The 21,562-nt window shown below is 69.2% G+C and carries 21 protein-coding genes; 8 read left to right on the top strand and 13 right to left on the bottom strand.

Translation table 11 applies throughout. The features are described 5' to 3' along the window. The first annotated feature begins 11 nt into the window (after positions 1–11). Positions 12–3,776 (top strand): multifunctional oxoglutarate decarboxylase/oxoglutarate dehydrogenase thiamine pyrophosphate-binding subunit/dihydrolipoyllysine-residue succinyltransferase subunit, encoded by a 3,765-nt coding sequence (locus A605_RS05775; RefSeq protein ID WP_015400568.1) that lies wholly within the window; start codon positions 12–14, stop codon positions 3,774–3,776. 273 nt (positions 3,777–4,049) lie between these two features. Here A605_RS05775 and A605_RS05770 read toward each other — a convergent pair whose 3' ends face one another. Further along, positions 4,050–4,763: a type 2 periplasmic-binding domain-containing protein gene (locus A605_RS05770; RefSeq protein WP_149029389.1), complete on the bottom strand. Its 714-nt coding sequence runs from the start codon at positions 4,761–4,763 to the stop codon at positions 4,050–4,052. Positions 4,764–4,808: 45 nt separating this feature from the next. Next, the gene (locus A605_RS05765) at positions 4,809–5,345 is read right to left on the bottom strand and encodes a YflT domain-containing protein (protein WP_015400566.1); all 537 of its coding nucleotides are present in this window, start codon (positions 5,343–5,345) and stop codon (positions 4,809–4,811) included. A 93-nt stretch (positions 5,346–5,438) separates the two neighbouring features. Between A605_RS05765 and A605_RS05760 the strand changes: the two genes are divergently transcribed. Genes A605_RS05760 through A605_RS05750 form a run of 3 tightly spaced genes read left to right on the top strand, consistent with a single transcriptional unit; the run spans position 5,439 to position 8,478 of the window. Next, positions 5,439–6,743, top strand: a complete 1,305-nt coding sequence (locus tag A605_RS05760; protein ID WP_015400565.1) for a magnesium transporter MgtE N-terminal domain-containing protein — start codon at positions 5,439–5,441, stop codon at positions 6,741–6,743. After that, positions 6,736–7,323 (top strand): DUF1003 domain-containing protein, encoded by a 588-nt coding sequence (locus A605_RS05755; protein ID WP_015400564.1) that lies wholly within the window; start codon positions 6,736–6,738, stop codon positions 7,321–7,323. The genes A605_RS05760 and A605_RS05755 overlap by 8 nt, the downstream gene beginning before the upstream one ends. Before the next feature lie 21 nt (positions 7,324–7,344). Then, the gene (locus tag A605_RS05750) at positions 7,345–8,478 is read left to right on the top strand and encodes an Mrp/NBP35 family ATP-binding protein (RefSeq protein WP_027004354.1); all 1,134 of its coding nucleotides are present in this window, start codon (positions 7,345–7,347) and stop codon (positions 8,476–8,478) included. A gap of 81 nt (positions 8,479–8,559) precedes the next feature. On the opposite strand, the gene tatB is transcribed toward A605_RS05750, so the two are convergent. The 3 genes from tatB to sigE form a co-directional block, all read right to left on the bottom strand. Continuing rightward, complete coding sequence (gene tatB / locus A605_RS05745) at positions 8,560–9,051, bottom strand: Sec-independent protein translocase subunit TatB (protein WP_015400562.1); 492 nt, start codon at positions 9,049–9,051, stop codon at positions 8,560–8,562. 110 nt (positions 9,052–9,161) lie between these two features. Continuing rightward, complete coding sequence (locus A605_RS05740; protein WP_280109782.1) at positions 9,162–9,671, bottom strand: anti-sigma factor family protein; 510 nt, start codon at positions 9,669–9,671, stop codon at positions 9,162–9,164. 53 nt (positions 9,672–9,724) lie between these two features. Beyond that, a complete protein-coding gene (gene sigE, locus A605_RS05735) occupies positions 9,725–10,351 on the bottom strand; it encodes an RNA polymerase sigma factor SigE (RefSeq protein ID WP_015400560.1) in 627 nt (208 codons plus the stop codon). Positions 10,352–10,514: 163 nt separating this feature from the next. Here sigE and A605_RS05730 point away from each other — a divergent pair, with 163 nt between their 5' ends. Continuing rightward, entirely contained in the window at positions 10,515–11,159 is a 645-nt protein-coding gene (locus A605_RS05730; protein WP_015400559.1) for an O-methyltransferase, read from the top strand. Between the two features lie 99 nt (positions 11,160–11,258). Here A605_RS05730 and glgC read toward each other — a convergent pair whose 3' ends face one another. Continuing rightward, positions 11,259–12,476, bottom strand: coding sequence for a glucose-1-phosphate adenylyltransferase (gene glgC, locus A605_RS05725; RefSeq protein ID WP_015400558.1), 1,218 nt, complete (start codon positions 12,474–12,476; stop codon positions 11,259–11,261). Between the two features lie 126 nt (positions 12,477–12,602). Here glgC and glgA point away from each other — a divergent pair, with 126 nt between their 5' ends. Further along, positions 12,603–13,784 (top strand): glycogen synthase, encoded by a 1,182-nt coding sequence (glgA, locus tag A605_RS05720; RefSeq protein ID WP_015400557.1) that lies wholly within the window; start codon positions 12,603–12,605, stop codon positions 13,782–13,784. A gap of 14 nt (positions 13,785–13,798) precedes the next feature. Beyond that, positions 13,799–15,250: a GH32 C-terminal domain-containing protein gene (locus A605_RS05715; RefSeq protein ID WP_015400556.1), complete on the top strand. Its 1,452-nt coding sequence runs from the start codon at positions 13,799–13,801 to the stop codon at positions 15,248–15,250. Between the two features lie 70 nt (positions 15,251–15,320). Here the strand turns inward: A605_RS05715 and A605_RS05710 are convergent, their stop codons facing one another. The 7 genes from A605_RS05710 to dapE form a co-directional block, all read right to left on the bottom strand. Next, positions 15,321–16,187, bottom strand: a complete 867-nt coding sequence (locus A605_RS05710; RefSeq protein ID WP_015400555.1) for a methyltransferase domain-containing protein — start codon at positions 16,185–16,187, stop codon at positions 15,321–15,323. A gap of 45 nt (positions 16,188–16,232) precedes the next feature. Further along, positions 16,233–16,400 carry a DUF3117 domain-containing protein gene (locus A605_RS14995; RefSeq protein ID WP_015400554.1) on the bottom strand — a complete coding sequence of 56 codons (168 nt, stop codon included), beginning with the start codon at positions 16,398–16,400 and terminating at the stop codon, positions 16,233–16,235. A 176-nt stretch (positions 16,401–16,576) separates the two neighbouring features. Next, positions 16,577–16,873 carry a hypothetical protein gene (locus tag A605_RS05705; RefSeq protein WP_015400553.1) on the bottom strand — a complete coding sequence of 99 codons (297 nt, stop codon included), beginning with the start codon at positions 16,871–16,873 and terminating at the stop codon, positions 16,577–16,579. 24 nt (positions 16,874–16,897) lie between these two features. Then, positions 16,898–17,653, bottom strand: a complete 756-nt coding sequence (locus A605_RS05700) for a glucosyl-3-phosphoglycerate synthase (protein ID WP_280109781.1) — start codon at positions 17,651–17,653, stop codon at positions 16,898–16,900. After that, positions 17,650–18,495: a dihydropteroate synthase gene (folP, locus tag A605_RS05695; RefSeq protein WP_015400551.1), complete on the bottom strand. Its 846-nt coding sequence runs from the start codon at positions 18,493–18,495 to the stop codon at positions 17,650–17,652. Before folP ends, A605_RS05700 begins: the two co-directional genes overlap by 4 nt. Before the next feature lie 10 nt (positions 18,496–18,505). Beyond that, on the bottom strand, positions 18,506–19,357 hold the full coding sequence (locus A605_RS05690; RefSeq protein ID WP_015400550.1) for an LOG family protein: 852 nt from the start codon (positions 19,355–19,357) through the stop codon (positions 18,506–18,508). Between the two features lie 55 nt (positions 19,358–19,412). After that, on the bottom strand, positions 19,413–20,510 hold the full coding sequence (dapE, locus tag A605_RS05685; protein WP_015400549.1) for a succinyl-diaminopimelate desuccinylase: 1,098 nt from the start codon (positions 20,508–20,510) through the stop codon (positions 19,413–19,415). A gap of 71 nt (positions 20,511–20,581) precedes the next feature. Between dapE and A605_RS05680 the strand changes: the two genes are divergently transcribed. Next, positions 20,582–21,508, top strand: a complete 927-nt coding sequence (locus A605_RS05680) for a DapH/DapD/GlmU-related protein (protein WP_027004351.1) — start codon at positions 20,582–20,584, stop codon at positions 21,506–21,508. The last annotated feature ends 54 nt before the right edge of the window (positions 21,509–21,562 follow it).

Below are 21,562 nucleotides of genomic sequence, written 5' to 3'. Positions count from 1 at the left end.
GAGTACCTGCCGTGAGCAGCGCTAGTACTTTCGGCCAGAATCAGTGGCTGGTAGACGAGATGTTCCAGCAGTTCCAGAAGGACCCCCAGTCGGTGGACCGGGAGTGGCGGGACCTCTTCGAGAAGAACGGGGCCCCGGACGTCACGGCTGCTCAACCGACTGCTGCTCCGAGCGGGTCCGCCGCGGGCAAGGGCTCCGAGCCCAAGTCGGTGCCGGACCACGGCCCGATCGGTTCCGCCACCCCGGCGAAGCGCGAGACCGAGGTCACCGTGTCCGCCCAGAAGGCGAAGGCGGAGACCTCCAAGGCCGCCCCCACCCGACCGGGCGGCAGGAAGAAGCAGCAGGTCTCCCCGCTCGACCGCGCCCAGGACAACGAGCAGCCCGAGGCCGGCACCAAGGCGCTCAAGGGCATGTTCAAGGCCATCGCCAAGAACATGGACGCCTCCCTCGAGATCCCGACCGCCACCTCCGTGCGCGACATGCCGGTCAAGCTCATGTTCGAGAACCGCGCGATGATCAACGATCAGCTCAAGCGCACCCGCGGCGGCAAGATCTCCTTCACCCACATCATCGGCTACGCGCTGGTCAAGGCCACCATGGCCCACCCGGACATGAACGTCGCCTACGACGTCGTGGACGGCAAGCCCTCCGTGATCACCCCGGAGCACATCAACCTCGGCCTGGCCATCGACCTGCCGCAGAAGGACGGCTCCCGCGCGCTCGTCGTCGCCGCCATCAAGGAGACCGAGAAGAAGAACTTCAAGGAGTTCGTCGAGGCCTACGAGGACATCGTCGAGCGCTCGCGCGTCGGCAAGCTGACGATGGACGACTACTCCGGTGTCACCATCTCCCTGACCAACCCGGGCGGCATCGGCACCCGCCACTCCATCGCGCGTCTGACCAAGGGCCAGGGCACCATCATCGGTGTCGGCTCCATGGACTACCCGGCCGAGTTCGCCGGCGCCTCCGAGGACCGCCTCGCCGAGCTGGGCGTGGGCAAGCTCGTCACGCTGACCTCCACCTACGACCACCGCGTCATCCAGGGTGCCGAGTCCGGCGAGTTCCTGCGCACCATGTCCCAGCTGCTCGTCGACGACAAGTTCTGGGACCACATCTTCGAGTGCATGGGCGTGCCCTACACCCCGATGCGCTGGGCCCAGGACCTGCCGAACCGCGGCATCGACAAGAACACCCGCGTCATGCAGCTGATCGAGGCCTACCGCTCCCGCGGGCACCTCGTCGCCGACACCAACCCGCTGCGCTGGCACCAGCCCGGCATGCCGGTCCCGGACCACCGCGACCTGGACATCGAGACCCACGGCCTGACCCTGTGGGACCTCGACCGCACCTTCCACGTCGGCGGTTTCGGCGGCAAGGAGACCATGACGCTGCGCGAGGTGCTCTCCCGCCTGCGCGCCGCCTACACCCTCAAGGTCGGCTCCGAGTACACCCACATCCTCGACCGCGACGAGCGCGAGTGGCTGCAGGACCGTCTCGAGGCCGGCATGCCCAAGCCGACCAACGCCGAGCAGAAGTACATCCTGCAGAAGCTCAACGCCGCCGAGGCCTTCGAGACCTTCCTGCAGACCAAGTACGTCGGCCAGAAGCGCTTCTCCCTCGAGGGCGCCGAGGCCCTCATCCCGCTCATGGACGCGGCGATCGACACCGCCGCCGGCCAGGGCCTGGACGAGGTCGTCATCGGCATGCCGCACCGCGGCCGCCTCAACGTGCTCTTCAACATCGTGGGCAAGCCGCTGGCCACGATCTTCAACGAGTTCGAGGGCAACATGGAGCAGGGCCAGATCGGTGGCTCCGGCGACGTGAAGTACCACCTCGGCTCCGAGGGCAACCACATCCAGATGTTCGGCGACGGCGAGATCAAGGTCTCCCTGACCGCCAACCCCTCCCACCTGGAGGCCGTCGACCCGGTCATGGTCGGCATCGCACGCGCGAAGCAGGACATCCTGGACAAGGGCGAGGAAGGCTACACCGTCATGCCGCTCATGCTCCACGGCGACGCCTCCTTCGCCGGCCTCGGCGTGGTCCAGGAGACCATCAACCTGGCCGGCCTGCGCGGCTACACCGTCGGCGGCACCGTCCACATCGTGGTCAACAACCAGATCGGCTTCACCACCACCCCGGACTCCGGCCGCTCCACCCACTACTCCACCGACCTGGCCAAGGGCTTCAACTGCCCGGTCTTCCACGTCAACGGTGACGACCCGGAGGCCGTCGTCTGGGTCGGCCAGCTGGCCACCGAGTACCGCCGCCGCTTCGGCAAGGACGTCTTCATCGACCTCATCTGCTACCGCCGCCGCGGTCACAACGAGGCCGACGACCCGTCGATGACCCAGCCGAAGATGTACGAGCTGATCAACGACCGCCCGACGGTCCGTGCGCAGTACACCGAGGACCTCGTCGGCCGTGGCGACCTCACCCAGGACGACGCCGAGAAGGCCGCCCGCGACTTCCACGACCAGATGGAGTCCGTCTTCAACGAGGTCAAGGAGGCCGAGAAGTCCGGCCCGGAGCAGCAGACCGGCATCACCTCCTCCCAGGCCCTGACCCGCGGCCTCGACACCTCCATCACCCGGGAGGACGTCGTCGAGATCGGACAGGCCTACGCCAACCCGCCGGAGGGCTTCGAGTTCCACCAGCGCGTCAAGCCGGTGGCCAAGAAGCGCGCCCAGGCCGCCCAGGAGGGTGGCATCGACTGGGGCTTCGGTGAGCTCATCGCCTTCGCCTCCCTGGCCAACGAGGGCAAGCTCGTCCGCCTGGCGGGCGAGGATTCCCGCCGCGGCACCTTCACCCAGCGCCACGCCGTGGTCCACGACCCGAACACCGCCGAGGAGTACAACCCGGTCAACGAGCTGGCCCAGGAGAAGGGCAACGGCGGCAAGTTCCTCGTGTACAACTCCGCCCTGACCGAGTTCGCCGGCATGGGCTTCGAGTACGGCTACTCCGTGGGCAACCAGGACGCCGTCGTCGCGTGGGAGGCGCAGTTCGGCGACTTCGCCAACGGCGCGCAGACCATCATCGACGAGTACGTCTCCTCCGGTGAGGCCAAGTGGGGCCAGATGTCCTCGGTCATCCTCCTGCTGCCGCACGGCTACGAGGGCCAGGGCCCGGACCACTCCTCCGCCCGCATCGAGCGCTTCCTGGCGCTGTGCGCCGAGGGCTCCATGACCGTGGCCCAGCCGACCACCCCGGCCAACCACTTCCACCTCCTGCGCCGCCACGCACTGGGCACCATGAAGCGCCCGCTGGTCGTCTTCACCCCGAAGTCGATGCTGCGCCTGAAGGCCGCGGCCTCCCCGGTCGAGGACTTCACCGAGGTCACCTCCTTCCAGTCCGTGATCAACGACCCGCGTCTGGTCGACCGCGACAACAACGCGATCGGCGACACCGACAAGGTCAAGACCATCATGCTGGTCTCCGGCAAGCTCTACTACGAGCTGGAGAAGCGCCGCGAGAAGGACGGCCGCGAGGACGTCGCCATCATCCGCATCGAGATGCTGCACCCGATCCCGTTCAACCGGCTGCGCGAGGCGTTCGAGCACTACCCGAATGCCGAGGAGATCCGCTTCGTCCAGGACGAGCCGGCCAACCAGGGTCCGTGGCCGTTCTACAACGAGCACCTGCGCACCCTCATCCCGGAGATGCCGGAGATGCGCCGCATCTCCCGCCGCGCCCAGTCCTCCACTGCGACGGGTGTGTCGAAGGTCCACCAGCTCGAGCAGGCGCAGCTGCTCGACGAGGCCTTCGCCCAGGACTAGTCGGCCCACGGCTGACCGGCTGACCGGTCACCGGGGTTCGTCCCCTGGCGCCGCCTCGCCCCCGCTCCCGGATTTCCGGGGGCGGGGGCGAGGTGTTTTCTTCCGGTGCTCCCCACGCCAGCCGTTCTACGCAAGGAGTCCGCCGCATTCATCCCCTGCGAGCGGTGTGGACCCCGCGATCACCCACCCCTGCGGGCTACTGATCGCGGGGAACACCGGCCGACGGATCCAGCGGGGACGGCCACGCTCATGATGGCCCAGTCCCGCCCGGCATCAGATCGGCTGGGAGGCCACCCACTCGGCCACGACCTCGGGCACCGAACCACGGCGCTCGGCCTCTTCCGCCATCTCCTGGAGATCGGCGGTGGTGAGCAGACGCCCGGCCTCGGTGATCGCCTTGAGCTCCTCCCGGTCGAAGAGTTCCTTGTGGTAGATCGGGATGATGTTCTGCGGCAGCTCGGGAGTACCGTCGGCCTGGGAGCAGCCCTGCGCCGAGGAGGGATCCGGCACGGCGAGATAGCCGGGCAGCGCGCCGACGAATTCGTCGTAGGTCAGCTGCGAGAAGTCCCCGGCGTTCGGATCGTCCCTGCGGGCGACGTACTCCTCCGAGATCTCCCTCGCCTTCTCGGGGTAGAGCTGGTAGAGCATGTGCCCGGTGCAGCCGACCATGAGGTCCGCCTTGTTCTCGTTCAGCCGGGCCAGTCGGTCGCCGGCCGCCGCGGCGTTCTCCAGGCTCAGGAAGGTCTGTCGTCCCTCGCCGGCGAGCACCTGCTGGTACATCTCACCGAGCACCATCTGCCCGATCGAGCTGGAGTTGACGGAGATGGTCACCGGCTGCTCGCGCAGGGGGCTGTTGTCCCGCTCAGGTTCCAGCCCCGAGCAGGCCGTCAGAGTTCCCAGGGCTGTGAGCGCGGCGCAGCCGACGGCGGCGAGCCGGGGCCCCCGCCGGGGAAAACGCCGGGGCCTGGACAACCGACTACGCGACATGCTGCTCCTCAGGTCAGTGGGGGCGGGGTGCGGACCCCTGGGATTCTACCTCCCCTGCCCCGGTCCCTGGGCCTGCCGCCCGCCGCGGCCGAGACCCATCCGGGCGATGGCGTCCCGGGCCTCCACCGCGTGCTCGGGCTCGCACAGCACGTCGTAGCGGCCGGCGACGATCTCGGTCGAGGAGACGAAGTCCCGCCGCCCCCGGCTGAACGCGTAGGGCACGACGGCGAGCACGATGCCGAAGACCGCGCCCATGAGGATACCCAGCAGCATCGGCGTCCAGAAGCCGAATCCGAGGATGCCCAGCAGCAGGCCGAAGAACACACCCATCCAGGCGCCCGACAGCGCCCCGCCGCCGAGGACCCGCCCCCAGGTCAGTCGGCCGGTCACGCGCTCGACCTCCATCAGATCCACGCCGACGATGGTCAGCTGGCTGACGGGAAACTCCTGATCCGACAACTTGTCGACGACCGCCTGGGCGTCGGCGTAGGAGTTGAAGCTGCCGACGGGCCAGCCGGAGGGACGCTCCCGCAGACTGCGGGACGTGCGGTTGTCCGGGTTCCGGTTCTGTGGGTTGCTCACGGGAAAACTTCCTTTCGGTAATAAACTGCGCTCGTCGGGAGAACGTCCGAGCTGGGGCGAAGGTTCCTCCCACCGCGTCTAGACTGGAACACCATGAGTGGAATAACGCGCGTCTACGCTGGCCGCCTGGCCGGCCTGCAGGTTCGTGGCCCGGACACCGAGCCGATCGGGCGTGTGCGCGACGTCGTCGTGAACATCCGTCCGGAGGGCCAGGCGTCGCGTGCGCTCGGGCTGGTCGTCGAGCTGGTGAACAAACGCCGCATCTTCCTGCCGATGTTGCGCATCGCAGCCATCGAACCCGGTGACATCACGCTGGTCTCCGGGTCGGTGTCCATCCGCGCGTTCCAGGCCCGCACCGGTGAGCTGACCGTCATGGGCGATCTGATCGGCTCGAAGGTCCACACCGACGACCCGGAGCTGGAGCACCTGCACGGCCGGGCCGTCGAGATCGCCGACGTCGAACTCGAGCGCACCCGCACCCGCGACTGGGTGATCGCGCGGGTCGCCGTCTTCGGCGCCCGCCCGAAATTCGGCCGCTCCCCACGGCTGTCCACCGTGCCCTGGAACCACATCCACGGCGTCACCGCGGCGGGCGTCGGCCAGACCGACACCCTGGCCGAGACGATCGCGGCCTTCGACCGGATGCGCCCGGCGGACGTGGCGAACTACCTCCACGACCTGCCGGCCTCGCAGCGTCACCGGCTGGCCAACGAGCTCAACGACGAGCGGCTGGCCGACATCCTCCAGGAGCTGCCGGAGGATCACCAGACGGAGCTGCTGGCGGCCCTCGACATCGAGCGCGCCGCCGTCGTCCTCGAGGAGATGGATCCCGACGACGCCGCCGACATCCTCCAGGAGCTGCCCGACACGACGGCGGAGGTGCTGCTGGAGCTGATGGACCCGGAGGACTCCGCCCCGGTGCGCCGCCTGATGGGCTTCTCCCCCGACACCGTCGGCGCGCTGATGACCCCGGAGCCGCTCATCCTCTCCCCGCAGACGACCGTCGCCGAGGCGCTGGCCCTCGCCCGCGATCCGGACCTGCCGACGTCACTGGCCTCGCTGGTCTTCGTCGTCCGCCCGCCGACGGCCACCCCGACGGGCAAGTACCTCGGCTGCGTGCACCTGCAGAAGCTGCTGCGGGAGCCGCCGTCGACCCTGGTCTCTGGCATCCTCGATCCGGATCTGCCGCCGCTGTACGCCGATGACGACCAGGAGACCGCCGCCCGCTACTTCGCCACCTACAACCTGGTGTGCGGTCCCGTCCTCGACGAGGACAACCACCTGCTGGGCGCGGTGGCCGTCGACGACCTGCTCGACCACATGCTGCCCGAGGACTGGCGCGCCGCCGGACTGCGGCCCGGCAGCCCGCACGCCCGAAAGGAGATGCCGCGTGGCTGAGTACATCCGCTCCGAGCTGGACACGCCCCTGGGCGCACGCCGGAAGAAACTGCTGCGCTTCGACGACGACGCCGTCGGTGCCGCCGCCGAGAAGGTCGCCCGCTTCTTCGGCACCGGCCAGTACCTGATGTGGCAGACGGTCATCGTGATCATCTGGATCTCGCTCAACATCGGCGGTTTCTGGTGGAACTGGGACCCCTACCCCTTCATCCTGCTCAACCTGGCGTTCTCCACGCAGGCCGCCTACGCCGCCCCGCTGATCCTGCTCGCACAGAACCGGCAGGAGGACCGGGACAAGGTGACCATCACCGCCGACCGGCGCCGCTCCGAGCAGACGAAGGCCGACACCGAGTTCCTCGCCCGGGAGCTGGCCGGTGTGCGCCTGGCCGTGGGCGACATGGTCTCCCGCGACTACCTGCGCCACGAACTCGAGGATCTGCGCTCGCTGATGGAGCGCATCGAGGCCAAGCTCGACGACGTCTCGGCGGACGCCATTGACTCGGCGGGGGATCTGTCCGAGCCGATCCAGGGCGACATCGTCGACAACCCGGATGACCCGGGCGAGAATCTTGGACGATAGGTCTCGTACTACTATCGGGAGATGATGTCTGCAATCACCGAATCCGCTGTCCGCAGCGCGCTCTCCCGCGTAGAGGATCCAGAAATCGGCAAGCCCATCACCGAGCTGGGCATGGTCAAATCGGTGGCCATCAACGGCTCGGATGTCGCGGTGGAGGTCTACCTCACCATCGCGGGCTGCCCGATGAAGTCCACCATCCAGAACAACACCCAGGCCGCCCTCGAGGACATCGAGGGCGTCGGCAACGTCACCGTCTCCCTGGACGTGATGAGCGACGAGCAACGCAGGGAGATGCGCAACTCCCTGCGCGGCAACGCCGCCGAGCCGGTGATCCCCTTCGCCCAGCCCGACTCCACCACCCGCGTCTACGCGGTGGCCTCGGGCAAGGGCGGCGTCGGCAAGTCCTCCATGACCGTCAACCTCGCCGTCGAGCTGGCCCGGCAGGGGCTGCGCGTCGGTGTGCTCGACGCCGACATCTACGGCCACTCCGTGCCCGGCCTGCTCGGCTCGGACCAGGCCCCGACGGCCGTCGACGACATGATCATGCCGCCGATCGCCCACGGCGTGAAGCTGATCTCCATCGGCCACTTCGTCGAGGGCAACGCGCCCGTCGTGTGGCGCGGGCCCATGCTCCACCGCGCCATCCAGCAGTTCCTCGCCGACGTCTTCTGGGGCGACCTCGACGTCCTGTTCATGGATCTGCCGCCCGGAACCGGCGACGTGGCCATCTCCGTGGCCCAGCTGGTGCCCAACGCCGAGCTGCTCATCGTGACCACCCCGCAGGCCGCGGCCGCGGAGGTCGCCGAGCGCGCCGGCTCCATCTCCCAGCAGACCCGCCAGCGCGTCGGTGGCGTCATCGAGAACATGTCCGCCATGGTCATGCCCGACGGCACCACCATGGACGTCTTCGGCTCCGGCGGCGGCCAGCACGTCGCCGACCGTCTCACCTCCCTGACGGGCGGCCAGGTCAACCTGCTCGGCCAGGTGCCGCTCGACCCGCAGGTGCGCGTCCACGGCGATGACGGCAACCCCGTCGCGATCTCCGACCCGGACTCCCCGGCCGGCCAGGCCATCCGGGAGATCGCCGACCAGTTGGTCGTGCGCCGCGACTCCCTCGCCGGTAGGCCGCTCGGCCTGGGCGTCACCCGCCGGTAGTCACGGCGGTCCGACACGGAGAAAGGCTCCGATTCCCCCGTGGAATCGGAGCCTTTCCCCATGTCCGGGCGGGCCGGGCGGTCAGGTGATGTCCGCCCAGGAGAAGCCGCCGCCCTCGGCGTAGTTCCCCCTGGGGGTGCCTGGCCCATCGTGCCCTGATCCAGACGGGCCGGAGGGGCCGGGCTGTGCGGGCGGCGCCGGGGTCGGCGGCTGCTGCGCCGGTTGTCCCTGTCGTGGCGGGCGGGAGGCGGCCTGCGGGTCCTCCTCCATCATCTTCTTCGGGTCAAAGGTGTCGAGGTACTCCTCGTCGCCGTCGAACAGGGTCCTCGTCAACGCCGCCCGCGGGCCCATCCGCTGCCACTCGGCGACCTGCTGGAGCGGCCTGCGGAACTCGTCGAACTCCGGGCCCAGTTCACCGTTGAGCTCGGCCTTCGCGTTATTGATCGCGCGGCGGGCGGCGAAGATCGCGGCGCGCACATCCTCAATGAATCCAGGGAGACGCTCTGGGCCGATGATGATCAGGCCGACGACCACCAGGGTGATGATTTCACCCCAACCGATACTCGAAAACACACATCCACCTTAGTCCGCCGCGGCGGCGAGCGCTCAACCAGGCTTCCGTGGGTGAGACGTGGGGCCCCCGAACGCCGCCACCCCGGGCCCCGCGGGCGCGGCCCGCCGGGTCAGTCGCTGCGCTGGGTCTGGTTGCGCTTGACGGCGCGCATCAGCACCTCGAACTTGTCCAGCAGCCCCTCCGGCCGCTGGTAGGGCATGGATTCGGCGTCGGGGCCGGGGTGTATCGGGGTGGTCGCGATACCGGTCAGGCGCGCCAGCAGATCGCTGGGGGCGCGCACCTCGTCGGTGGTGTTGGAGCCGCGCAGCCACTCCGAGGCGCCACGCTGGTGGTGGATCTCCGCGCGGCACTCGGGGCAGTGCACGAGATGTACACGGGCCCGGTGGCACGCGCAGTCGCTGAGCTCACCGTCCACGAACGCCGCCACCGCCTCCGGGGACAGGTGCTCCACGGAGGCGAAATTCTTCTTGCGCGACCGGGGCCGGACCTTCGCCTTGGATCGACCGCTTGCCCGGCTCCCCGCCGGGACAACCTTGGCGGCTGATCGCGCGGCACTGCCGGCCTTGGCCGTCGCCTTCTTCAGTGAGCCGGATCGCTGCCGCGCTCTCGGTTCCATCATCGGGACTTCGGACCTCCTCACCTATTCCCCAGACAGGCTACTCCTTTTCAGGATCAGCGGGTCGGGAGCAGCAGCTTGGCGTCCTCGCTCTCCCGGGCCGCGGCCTCGATGCTGGCGCGCAACTGGGAGCGTCCGCGGTGGATGCGGGAACGGACGGTACCCATCTTCACGCCGAGGGTGTCGGCGATCTCGTCGTAGGTCATGCCGATCACGTCACAGAGGACGACCGCGACGCGGAAATCAGGGCCGAGGGTGTCGAGCGCGTCCTGCAGCGCCGGATCCAGGTTGGCCACGTTGTAGGCCTGTTCCGGGGTCATCTCGGTGCCGGGCACGCGTTCGTAGTCCTCCGGAAGGGCCTCCATGCGGATCTTGTTCCGGTGGCGGACCATGTCCAGGAACAGATTCGTCGTGATGCGGTGCAGCCAACCCTCGAAAGTGCCGGGCTGGTACTTCTTGAGCGAACGGAACACACGCATGAAGGTCTCCTGGGTGAGATCCTCGGCGTCGTGCTGGTTGCCGGAGAGACGGAAAGCGAGACGGTAGACGCTGTCGGCGTGCTCGGCGACGAGCTCCCCCCAGCCCGGCATATCGCCCTGCCCGGCGTCGAACGCGGCGGTGCCGGACAGCTCCTCGTTGTCTTGGGGACCCGGTACGTCGGACGTGCTCTCATCTCTCGTCATGACATGTATTGTGCCGGACCGGACTGAATAACACTACACAGCGATCTGGAAAAACACTGTGAGGACACGGCACTCTGTCCCCACTTCTCCCACCCGTCACAACTTCGCTGGTGGGAGGGAGTGTCCGGCCCCCTCAGCGTTCCGGGGATCTAGACTTGACCGCGTGACTGACACGGCTTTTGATGCACTGCGCTCCTACATCGAGTCCACGACGGAGACGCCCGAGGCCCTCGCCGAGGCGCGTCACGACGCCGCGGAGTTCGGCCTGACCGTCCCCGACGAGGTGACCGGGCAGCTGCTGACGACCCTCGCCGCCTCCACCGCCACGGAGAAATCCGCCGGCGCCGTCGCCGTCACCCCGGCCGCCAGTGTGGTGGGCCTGTACATCCTGCGCGGCCTCGGCGGGCGCGGCGCACTGACATGCATCGACCCGGAGGCCGAGCATCAGAAGCAGGCGCGCAGCATCTTCCGCGCCGCCGGCTACTCCCCCTCCCGCGTGCGGTTCCTGCCCTCACGCCCGCTGGACGTGATGGGACGCCTGGCCACCAACGCCTACCAGCTGGTCTACGCCGAGGTTCCTCCCATGGAGCTGTCGGCCACGATCACCGCCGCCTGGCCCCTGCTGGCCAAGGGCGGGACGCTCGTCCTGGCCGACGCCCTCCTCGACGGCACGCTCGCCGACGAGTCCCGTCGTGACCGCGACACCGCCGCCGCGCGCGAGGCCGACCAGCAGGTCCACGAACTCGAGGACGCGGTCGTCACGCGCCTGCCGCTGGGCGCGGGCCTGACCCTGGTGACCAAGATCTGATTGCCCCCTGCCCCACTGCCCACACACAAGAGGCCGGTCCCGCGACCTCGGTGTCGCGGGACCGGCCTCGGGTGAGCCGGGTGGGCGTCGGTAAGCGCCCTAGACCACCTGGTTCTTGCCGACGACCACGACGCCGCCGGGGCTGATCTTGAAGCGCGCCTCGTCGCGGGCCCGGTCCACGCCGATGATCTCGCCCTCACGGACGTAGGCGTTCTTGTCGAGGATGGCGTGGCGGACGACCGCGCCCTTGCCGATACGCACGCCCGGCATGAGGACGGAGCCCTCGACGGTTGCCCCCTCCGCGACGTGCACATCGCCCGAGAGCACGGAGTTGCGGACGGTACCACCGGAGATGATGGAGCCCGGGGCAACCATGGAGGACTGGGCGATGCCGCCCTGGGTGAACTTCGCCGGCGGGAGGTTCTTGTTGTCGGTGGAGTGGATCGGCCACATCCCGTTGTAGAGGTTGAACACCGGGTGCACCGAGATCAGGTCCATGTGCGCCTCATAGAAGGCGTCGATGGTGCCGACGTCGCGCCAGTAGCCCTTGTCACGCTCGGTGGCGCCCGGAACCTCGTTGGTGGAGAAGTCGTAGACGTGGGCGTCGCCGCGATCCACGAAGTACGGGATGATGTCGCCGCCCATGTCGTGGTCGGAGTCCGGGTTGTTCTCGTCCTCCAGCAGCGCCTGGACGAGTGCCTCGGTGGTGAAGACGTAGTTGCCCATGGACGCGTACGCCACGTCCGGATCGTCCGGGGTGCTCGGCGGGTCGGCCGGCTTCTCCAGGAACTGGGTGATCGTGCCGTCGTCGTCGGACTGGATGCAGCCGAAGGCGGTGGCCTCCTGGCGCGGGACGCGGATGCCCGCGACGGAGCAGGACCTGCCGGAGGCGATGTGCTCCTGGACCATCTGGAACGGGTCCATGCGGTAGACGTGGTCCGCACCGAAGACGATGACGTAGGCCGGCTTCTCGTCGTAGATCAGGTTCAGCGACTGCAGGAGCGCGTCCGCGGAACCGGTGAACCAGCGCTTGCCGCGGCGCTGCTGGGCAGGCACCGAGGCGATGTACTGGCTCGTAGGCCCGGACAGCGACCAGGCCTCGGAGATGTGCCGGTCGAGCGAGTGCGACTTGTACTGCGTCAGCACGGCGATCTTCAGGTAGCCGGCGTTGACCAGGTTCGACAGCACGAAATCGATCAGTCGGTACGCGCCGCCGAAGGGGACGGCGGGCTTCGCCCGGTCCTCGGTCAACGGGAACAGTCGTTTCCCTTCACCGCCGGCGAGAACAATAGCTAAGACATTCGGTTGGGTCCTCACACGCCCCAACATATTGCTTTTGAACGGTTTTCGCTCGAAAAGTGCCCGCTTTGCCCGGGACCCGTCCCGCCCCACTACCCCCGCGGGCCCCTGCACGCGCCGGTCGGCGTCAGTACGCTCAAGGACATGAGAGTCGGAATGATGTCCAGAGAATATCCACCGGAGGTCTACGGCGGCGCCGGTGTCCATGTCACTGAACTGACGCGGTTCATGCGGCAGATCGTCGAGGTCGACGTCCACTGCATGGGCGCCCCGCGCGACATGGAAGGGGTGTTCGTCCACGGGGTCGACCCGGAGCTGGCCGACGCCAACCCCGCGATCAAGACGCTGTCCACCGGTCTGCGGATGGCCTCGGCCGCCACGGATGTCGACGTCGTCCACTCCCACACCTGGTACGCCGGACTCGGCGGGCACCTGGCCGCCCGGCTGCACGGCATCCCGCACGTGGCCACCGCCCATTCCCTGGAGCCGCACCGGCCCTGGAAGCGCGAGCAGCTCGGCGGCGGCTACGACGTCTCCTCCTGGTCGGAGAAGAACACGATGGAGTACGCCGACGCCGTCATCGCGGTCTCCGCCCGGATGAAGGAAGCCATTCTCGACGCCTACCCGCGCATCGAACCGGACCGCGTCCACGTCGTGCTCAACGGCATCGACACCGAACTGTGGCAGCCGCGCCCCACCTTCGACGAGGCCGAGGACGCCGGCGGGTCCGTCCTCAAGGAGCTCGGCGTCGACCCGGCGCGCCCCATCGTCGCCTTCGTCGGCCGCATCACCCACCAGAAGGGCGTGGAACACCTGATCAAGGCGGCCGCGCACTTCGACTCCGACGTCCAGCTCGTGCTGTGCGCCGGTGCCCCGGACACCCCGGAGATCGCCGCGCGGACCACCGCGCTCGTCGAGGAGCTGCAGGCCGGCCGCGACGGCGTCTTCTGGGTGCAGGACATGCTCGACAAGTCGAGGATCCAGGAGATCCTCACGGCCGCGGACGCCTTCGTGTGCCCGTCGATCTACGAGCCGCTCGGCATCGTCAATCTCGAGGCCATGGCCTGCGGCACCGCGGTCGTCGCCTCGGACGTCGGCGGCATCCCGGAGGTCGTCGTCGACGGCACCACCGGCACACTGGTCCACTACGACGAGAACGATCCGGAGAGCTTCGAACGCGGCCTCGCCGAGGGCGTCAATGCCGTGGTCGGGGATTCCGCGAAGGCGAAGGCCTTCGGTGAGGCCGGGCGTGATCGCGCGGTCAGGGAGTTCTCCTGGGCGACGATCGCCCAGCAGACCGTGGACGTCTACCGCTCGTTGATTTAAGAAAGGGTCAGTTAGTGAGCACCAGCTCCCACCGACCAGAACTCCACGTCACCGCCGAGACCGGCGTGCTCGATGCACCTGCCGGCGCACTGCTCGACGGTGACACGTGGCACCTGTTCCATCAGTTCCGCCCCAAGCCCGGCGCCCCCGCGCGCTGGGCGCACACCGTGTCAGAGGAGGGCCCCTTCGACTGGGAGATCTGCGACGACGTGATCTCCCCTGTCGGCGGGGAGACCACCGTCCGCGCGGGCTCGGTCGTGGCGACCGAGGACAGCGTGCACCTGTACTTCACCTCCGTCACCGCGGTCGGCACCTCCATCCAGCTCGCCCGGATGACGGATTTCTCCAGCGGCTGCGAGGTCTCGGACGAGGCCTCGACCCTGGACAGCCGGGTCCTCCGCGTCGGCGACGTCGTCAGTGACCGGGACGGCCTCAGTCGCTTCCGCTCCCCCAGCGTGGTGCCCGACTGGGCCTCGGAGGCCGACCGTGCCGCCGGGCACGACGGCTGGCTGATGCTGGCGGTCTCGGGCCCCGGGGAGTCCCCCGTGCCGGTGATCCTGACCAGTGGTGACGGTATCCAGTGGCATCTCGTCGGCGCGCTCGAGTTCGCGGGCGACCCCGGCCTGGAGTCCGTCTCCGTGATCGTCAGCCCGCGCATCATGCGTCTGCGCGACGAGGTCGACGGCCGCATCTACGACGTCCTGCTGATCACCGTCGAAGACGGCAACGTCGACATCTCCGGCTACCTGGTGGGTACCCTGACCGGTGCCACCTTCGAGGTCAAGACCGGGTTCACCCGCATCGACCACGGACACGACTTCACCCGCCCCCGCAACACCAACTTCACGCCGGGCACGGTCGCGGAGGAGAACCGCTACTCCCAGGCCGTGCTCTTCGGTCTGCTCAACGGGGTGGGCCGGCGGGACGATCCGGCCCACCACCCCTCGTTGACCGAGGAGGGCTGGGCGAACGCGGTGTCGCTGCCGCGCGTGGTCACCCTCCAGGGCGGCCACCTGTTCCAGACCCCGCCGCCGGGGCTCCCGGACGCGGTCACCCACACCTCGGCCGCCCGCTCGTGGACCGGCCTGTGCGAGATCCCCACCGGTTCCTCGCTGACGCTGGAGCTGTTCGACGGCGGCGGGGAGGTCGCGGGCGTCGTCACGCACTCGGGTGAGCACCTGCGGGTGGACCGGTCGATGAACCGCCACCACTCGGGCGACCCGGTCGCCGAGGCCCCCCTGGCCGAGGGCGACTCGGACTCGCTGTCGATCTTCATCGACGGTTCCACCGTCGAGGTCTTCGCCGACGGCGGTGCGGTGGCCATGTCCAGCCGCGTCTACTTCGACGACGGTTGCTCGGGTCTGCGTGTCACGACCGAGGGCGACGCGGAGATCATCCGCTCCTGGGACCGTGGTCCCGTCACCTCCGGCGATCTTCCGGACTACGGGGAGCCGCCGCAGGAGTAGCCGGCACCCGGGACGGCGACGGCCGGCCACCTCCCACGGGGGAAGGTGGCCGGCCGTTGTGCCGCGTGGCTCAGGCGTGCTGCAGGCGGGTGATGCCGGCACGGGCGGTGACGGTCATCGTCTCCGGCAGTGAGGCGATCCGCTCGGCGAGCTCGGGGGCCGGGATATGGCGGGCCGAGGGGCTCATGCCGATCTGCGCGGCGATGGAGTCCCGGTCCAGGTTCATGGCGAACTCGATGTACTCGGACCCGCCCACGGGGCGCAGGTGGCCGGCGGCCTGCTCGATCAGACGGTCGACCTTGCCCTCCTCGACGTCGATGATGCCGAGCGGGTCGCGCAGCTCGGCGAGGTGCCCGCGGTCGGCGGCGAGCACGATGACCTGCCCGCCGGGTTTGAGGACGCGGGCGAACTCGGCCGCGTTGCGCGGGGCGAAGACGACGGTGATGACGTCGACGGAGGCGTCGCGCAGCGGCAGGCGTGCCCAGACGTCGGCGGCGACCGCGCCCACCCGCGGGTGGCACTTGGCCAGGTGCCTGGCGGCATGGACGGACACATCGAGTCCGACTCCGCGGGAGCCGATGACATCATCGAGCGTGTGCGCCAGGTAGTAACCGGTGCCGGCGCCGACCTCCAGGATGACGGGGTGGGCGTCGTCGGGGACCTCGGCGTCGTCGAGCGAGTCGTGCACGCTGCTGGTCACCGCCTCCACGAAGGGGGCGAAATGACCGCGGGACAGGAAGGTCTCGCGGTCATTGATCATGGACATGTCATCGCCCTCGTGGCGCAGGCCTGCGCCACCCGCGAGGGTGACGTAGCCCTGGCGGGCCACGTCATAGCTGTGCCCGGACTCGGAGACCAGGCGTGAAAAATCGTCCGCACCGGACAGCGGGGTGCCGTCGACCGGGTCGGCGAGCACATCGATGATGTCGGAAAGCATGCGCTCCAGCCTACCCGGCGGTTCGGACGATATCTCGGGTGAGGTCTACTCTGCAGCCTCAGTCAACAGCGCACCGAGTTCTGCGGCCTCTTCCTTGCTGAGCTCGACGACGAGACGTCCACCGCCGTCGGAGGGGATCCGCATGACGATCTTCCGGCTCTCCTCGACCGCCTCCATCGGACCATTTCCGGTACGCGGCTTCATAGCTGCCATGAGACTTGGCTCCTTCTCTTCAGTTGGGATACCCGATCGAGTTTACCCTTGATCCGCGGATGTGTGGCGGAACCCATTATCTTCCTGAACCGGGAAACATCTCGCTGAACTGGGGAAACTGGATGTCATCCGGATCGCGGCGACACCTGGGCCGGGGAGGTTCCGACGGGGCGGGCTCAGTCGCGCTGTCCACGGCTGAGCTCGGTGATCCTCCGGTTGGCCTCGTTGACCTGCCAGGCCAGATGCTCGATCACGTCGTCGACCTGCTCGGGGCGGTAGCCGCGGGGGACGAGTTCAAAGCGGATCCCGTCGACCTGCCCGGCGCCGACGCGACGCCGGTTGTCCTCGATGACCGTCTCCGGCTCATCCATCGGCGGCAGCACCTCGCCACGGCCGAAGATCTTCCCCCAGAAGAACGTCCCCAGCACGACCAGGGCCGCGAGCAGGACGATGAGCAGGATCCACGTGAGCAATTCTCGGCCTTTCTGGCTTGACGGTTATGCCGCGATGATAGTGGACAGGGACGGGCGCTGATCCACGGAGCAGCCGGGCACCCCGGCCCGCTGGAGCAGGGTGGCGGCGATGACGTCGGCCATTGACCCCAGCTCGGACAGCGGCCGGTTGCGGTGGTGGCGCTCGCCGAGGTCGACCTGCGCGATCGCCGACGCGCCGTGGGCGGCGGCGACGTCGACGAGCAGCCCCGACTCCACCCCGTAGCCGTGGACGAAGGGGAGCTCGAGCGCCGTGGACCGGCGGATGGCGTATTCCCCGCCCAGTGGCTGGCGGATGTGCGACAGCTCCGGGAAGAGCAGTCGGAGCAGCGGTCTGGCGGTCAGCTCGGTGACCCGCCCGCCGCCGGTGGGCTCGCCCCGGAAGGTGCGCCGGTAGTCGGCCTTGACCAGGTGGACGCTCCGGTCGGCGAAGGGCGCGGCCAGCGCGGCGACCATGCCCGGGTGGGTGACGGCCAGGTCGGCGTCGAGGAAGACCACCACCTCTCCCCTGGCGGCGGCGACCCCGCGCCACAGCGCCTCCCCCTTGCCGTCGACGGGCTCGACGCCGGGTAACACCTCCCGCCAGTTGAGCACGCGGGCGCCGGCGCGGGCGGCGACGTCCGCGGTGGCGTCGGTCGAATCCGAATCGATGACGACCACCTCGAGGGGGCCGTCGGCGAGCGCCGCGGCGACGACGTCGGCGACCGTGTCCGCCTCGTTGAGGGCCGGGATGACCACGGAGACCTTCCCCGGCGCGCTCACGCCAGCCCCCGGACGGTGTTGAGCGGGGCGACCCGGCCGGTGATGGCGGCGGTCATGCGCAGGACGTCGAGGGTCTCGGGGACCTCGTGGACACGGAAGGCGGCCACTCCGCGGGCGGCGGCCCAGGCGGTGGCTGCGAGCGTGCCGACGACGCGTTCGCCGACGGGGCGGTCGAGGGTCTCACCGATGAAGTCCTTGTTGCTCAGGGCCATGAGCACCGGCCAGCCGGTGTCCACCAGTTCGTCGACCCGGCGCAGCAGCTCCAGCCCGTGGAAGGTGTTCTTGCCGAAGTCGTGGGTGGGGTCGATGAGCACGCGCTCGGCCGGTACACCGCAGGCCACGGCCCGTTCGGCCAGGCGGGTGGTCTCGGCGATGACGTCGGCGACGACGTCGTCGAAGTGGACGCGGTGCGGGCGGGTGCGGGGTGCCGCTCCCCCGGTGTGCGAGCAGACGTAGCCCACCCGGTGGGCGCCCGCGACCTCGACGAGTTCCGGATCGTGACCGGCCCAGGTGTCGTTGACCAGGCCGGCCCCGGCGCGGATGGCGGCGTCGGCGACCTCCGCCCGCCAGGTGTCCACGGAGATGGTCACGCCCGGGTGGCGCTCGGCGAGTGCGGCGATGGTGGGCACGACGCGGTCAATCTCCTCCGCCGCGGAGACGTGGGTCCCGGGTCCCGCCTTGACCCCGCCGATGTCGACGATCGTGGCGCCCTGGGCGATGACCTCGTCGCAGCGCTGTATCGCCGCCTCGTCGGCGAAGGTCGCGCCCCGGTCGTAGAAGGAGTCCGGGGTGCGGTTGACGATCGCCATGATCTCGGGGAGCGTCTCGTCCTGGTGGTCCATGCCAGCGAGTCTAGCCGGGCCACCGATCCTGCTCCGCCGCCTCCACTGCCTCGGCGCGCGCCTCGGTGGCGGCGGCCTCCTTGCGTCGGCGGCGCAGGCGTCCGTCCGTCATCTCGTGGTGCGCGGCCACGATGTGCTCGACGGCCTCGTCGACGGAGTCGGTGAGCAGGAACAGATCCATGTCCTCCGGGGAGATCATGCCCTCTTCGACGAGCCGGTCACCGAGCCAGTCGATCAGACCGGACCAGAAGCCGGTGCCGATGAGCACGATCGGGAAGTTGCGGACCTTGCCGGTCTGGACCATGACCAGGACCTCGAAGAGCTCGTCGAGGGTGCCGAAGCCGCCCGGCAGGCAGACGAAGGCCTGCGAGTACTTCAGGAACATGGTCTTGCGGACGAAGAAGTAGCGGAAGTTCAGGCCGAGGTCGACCCACTCGTTGAGCCCCTGCTCGTGCGGTAGCTCGATACCCAGGCCCACCGACAGGCCCTCGGCCTCGTGGGCGCCCTGGTTGGGGGCCTCCATCAGGCCGGGGCCGCCGCCGGTGATCACGGCGTAGTCGGCCTCGACGAGTTTGCGTCCCAGTTCGACGCCGGCCGCGTGGTAGGGGTGGCCCTCCCGGATGCGGGCCGAGCCGAAGACGGTGACGGCCTTGGGCAGGTTGGCCAGGGCGTCGAAACCCGAGACGAACTCCCCCTGAATGCGCAGGATGCGCCACGGGTCGGCGTGCAGCCAGTCGTGGTCCGAGCCCAGCTCGAAGAGTCGCTGATCGTAGGTCGACTCCTGGTCGCCCTGCGGGCGCAGCAGCATCGGGCCGCGCAGCATGCGGCGTTTGTCCGGATCGGGGGTGATATTCGGTGCCATGGTGCAAAACCTATCTGTCGGGTGTCGGCGGCGCTCGGTGTTCTGCCCGGCGGGGTCATCCGGCGGTGAGGTAGGCGCGCAGTTGGTCGGCCACGTCGGTGATCTGGTGCACGGGGCACTGCTCGTCGCGCTTGTGGGCGAAACCCGGGTCGCCGGGGCCGAAGTTGAGGGCCGGAGTTCCCATGGCTGCGAAGCGGGCGACGTCCGTCCACCCGAACTTCGCGCGCGCCTCCCCGCCGACGGTGTCGACGAGTTCGGCGGCCGCGGACCGGGACAGTCCCGGCGGGGCCGCCGGAATCGCGTCATCCACCTCGTGGGTGATGTGCTCCTCCCCGTCGAGGTCCAGCACCTCAAGCAGGTGGTCCATCGCCTCGTCGATGCTGCGATCGGGGGCGAAACGGAAATTGACGAACAGCCACGCCTCGTCCGGGATGGTGTTGGTGGCCACCCCGGCCTCCAGCCGCACGATGTTGAGCCCCTCACGGTAGAGGCAGCCGTCGATGTCCACCTCGCGGGGCCGGTAGTCGGCGATGCGTGAGATCACCGGTGCCAACAGGTGGGCGGCGTTGACGCCGAGCCAGGAGCGGGCCGAGTGCGCCCGGGTGCCGTGGGCGGCCACCCGCAGCCGGATGGAACCCTGGCAGCCGGCCTCGATGACGGCCCCCGACGGCTCGGCGAGAATCGCGAGGTCGCCGGCCAGCCACTCCGGGTAGCCGGTCTCGACGTGGCCGAGACCGTTGAACTCGGAGGAGACCTCCTCCCCCTCGTAGGCGATCACGGTCAGATCCCGGGCTAGCTCGGGCGAGTCGTGCAGCGTGGCGAAGGCGTGGAGAATCACGGCCAGCCCCGACTTCATGTCCACGGTCCCGCAGCCGAAGAGGGTGTCCCGCCCCTCGGCGTCGGTCCCGCGGGTGTGCGGGACGTTGTCGGCGATCGGCACGGTGTCGAGGTGCCCGGCCAGGATGACCCGGGTGTGCAGGCCCCGGTTGGTGCGCGCCAGGACGGTGTTGCCGTGGCGGAGCACCTCGACGTCGCCCAGGCCCCGCAACGCCTCCTCGACGGCGTCGGCGATGGGACCCTCCGCGTGGGAGGGGCTCGGGATGTCGACGAGCGCGGTCGTCAGGTCAACGGGGTCGGAGAAAATATCCAGCATGCTCACTTTTCCCAGCCTACCGACCACGCCTCAGGGTGTGGGCCGGAATGACGGGCCGTAAGCTCGAGGCCATGAAGACTCAGGGAGCACAGGGTGTCGGAATCGCGAACATCTCCATGGACGGGACCGTGTTGGACACCTGGTTCCCCACCCCCGAGCTCGTGGACGGCGATGACCTGGTCCCCGGCACCGAACGCCTCGGCGCGCACGACCTGCCCGACCGCCTGCTCCAGCTGATCAGGCTCGATGAGGACCGGATGGTCGAGCAGGTCGCCGTGCGCACCACGATCGCCGACCTGCAGGCCGCCCCGGTCGACGCCCACGACGTCTACCTGCGCCTGCACCTGCTCTCCCACCGCATCGTCACCCCCCTGTCCCTGAACATGGACGACACGCTGCGCCGCCTGTCCACCGTGGTATGGACCAACAAAGGCCCGTGCACGCCCCACAACTTCGAGTACGTGCGCACCGCCCTGCGCTCGCGCGGGCTCATCCACGTCTACGGCATCGAGAGACTGCCCCGCATGGTCGACTACGTCGTCCCCACCGGCATCAGCATCGCCGAGGCCGAGCGCGTGCGCCTGGGCGCCTACCTCGCGCCGGGCACCTCGGTGCTGCGTGAGGGCTTCGTCTCCTTCAACGCCGGCACCCTGGGCCCCGCCCGGATTGAGGGGCGCCTGGCCTCGTCCACCGTGGTCGGTTCCGGCACCGACGTGGGCCTGTCCGCCACCGTCATGGGCGAGCGCGCCTCCGAGTACAGGCGCCACCCTGTCACCGTCGGGGAGAACTGCGACTTCGGGGTCTCCTCCGGCGCCATCGGGCTGACCATCGGCGACAACTGCTCCATCGGCGCCAACATCGTCCTGCTGCCCGACACCCAGATCTACGACGCCGACACGGGCCGACACATCATGGCCGGCGCACTCTCTGGCCGGTCGAACTGGTCGGTACGTACCGAGATCGGCCACCCCGAACCGGTGCTGCGCCGCCGGGGCTGAGCACCCCACCCCGCGTTTCCCGAGGTCGGTGCCCCAGGCCCGGCCACGGTCCCC

This window comes from Corynebacterium halotolerans YIM 70093 = DSM 44683 (assembly GCF_000341345.1).
Classification (GTDB): Bacteria; Actinomycetota; Actinomycetes; order Mycobacteriales; family Mycobacteriaceae; genus Corynebacterium; species Corynebacterium halotolerans.
The sequence above is the reverse complement of the archived record's forward strand: the minus strand, read 5'-3'. Positions and strand labels throughout refer to the sequence as shown.

Bases quoted from the DNA above. Each gene is read 5' to 3' on its own strand.
- A605_RS05740 (WP_280109782.1), bottom strand. From the start codon at position 9,671: ATGATGGAACCGAGAGCGCGGCAGCGATCCGGCTCACTGAAGAAGGCG.
- A605_RS05710 (WP_015400555.1), bottom strand. From the start codon at position 16,187: ATGCTTTCCGACATCATCGATGTGCTCGCCGACCCGGTCGACGGCACC.
- A605_RS05680 (WP_027004351.1), top strand. From the start codon at position 20,582: ATGAAGACTCAGGGAGCACAGGGTGTCGGAATCGCGAACATCTCCATG.
- A605_RS05770 (WP_149029389.1), bottom strand. From the start codon at position 4,763: ATGTCGCGTAGTCGGTTGTCCAGGCCCCGGCGTTTTCCCCGGCGGGGG.
- A605_RS05750 (WP_027004354.1), top strand. From the start codon at position 7,345: ATGATGTCTGCAATCACCGAATCCGCTGTCCGCAGCGCGCTCTCCCGC.
- glgA (WP_015400557.1), top strand. From the start codon at position 12,603: ATGAGAGTCGGAATGATGTCCAGAGAATATCCACCGGAGGTCTACGGC.
- dapE (WP_015400549.1), bottom strand. From the start codon at position 20,510: ATGCTGGATATTTTCTCCGACCCCGTTGACCTGACGACCGCGCTCGTC.
- A605_RS14995 (WP_015400554.1), bottom strand. From the start codon at position 16,400: ATGGCAGCTATGAAGCCGCGTACCGGAAATGGTCCGATGGAGGCGGTC.
- sigE (WP_015400560.1), bottom strand. From the start codon at position 10,351: ATGACGAGAGATGAGAGCACGTCCGACGTACCGGGTCCCCAAGACAAC.
- A605_RS05760 (WP_015400565.1), top strand. From the start codon at position 5,439: ATGAGTGGAATAACGCGCGTCTACGCTGGCCGCCTGGCCGGCCTGCAG.
- folP (WP_015400551.1), bottom strand. From the start codon at position 18,495: ATGGACCACCAGGACGAGACGCTCCCCGAGATCATGGCGATCGTCAAC.
- A605_RS05690 (WP_015400550.1), bottom strand. From the start codon at position 19,357: ATGGCACCGAATATCACCCCCGATCCGGACAAACGCCGCATGCTGCGC.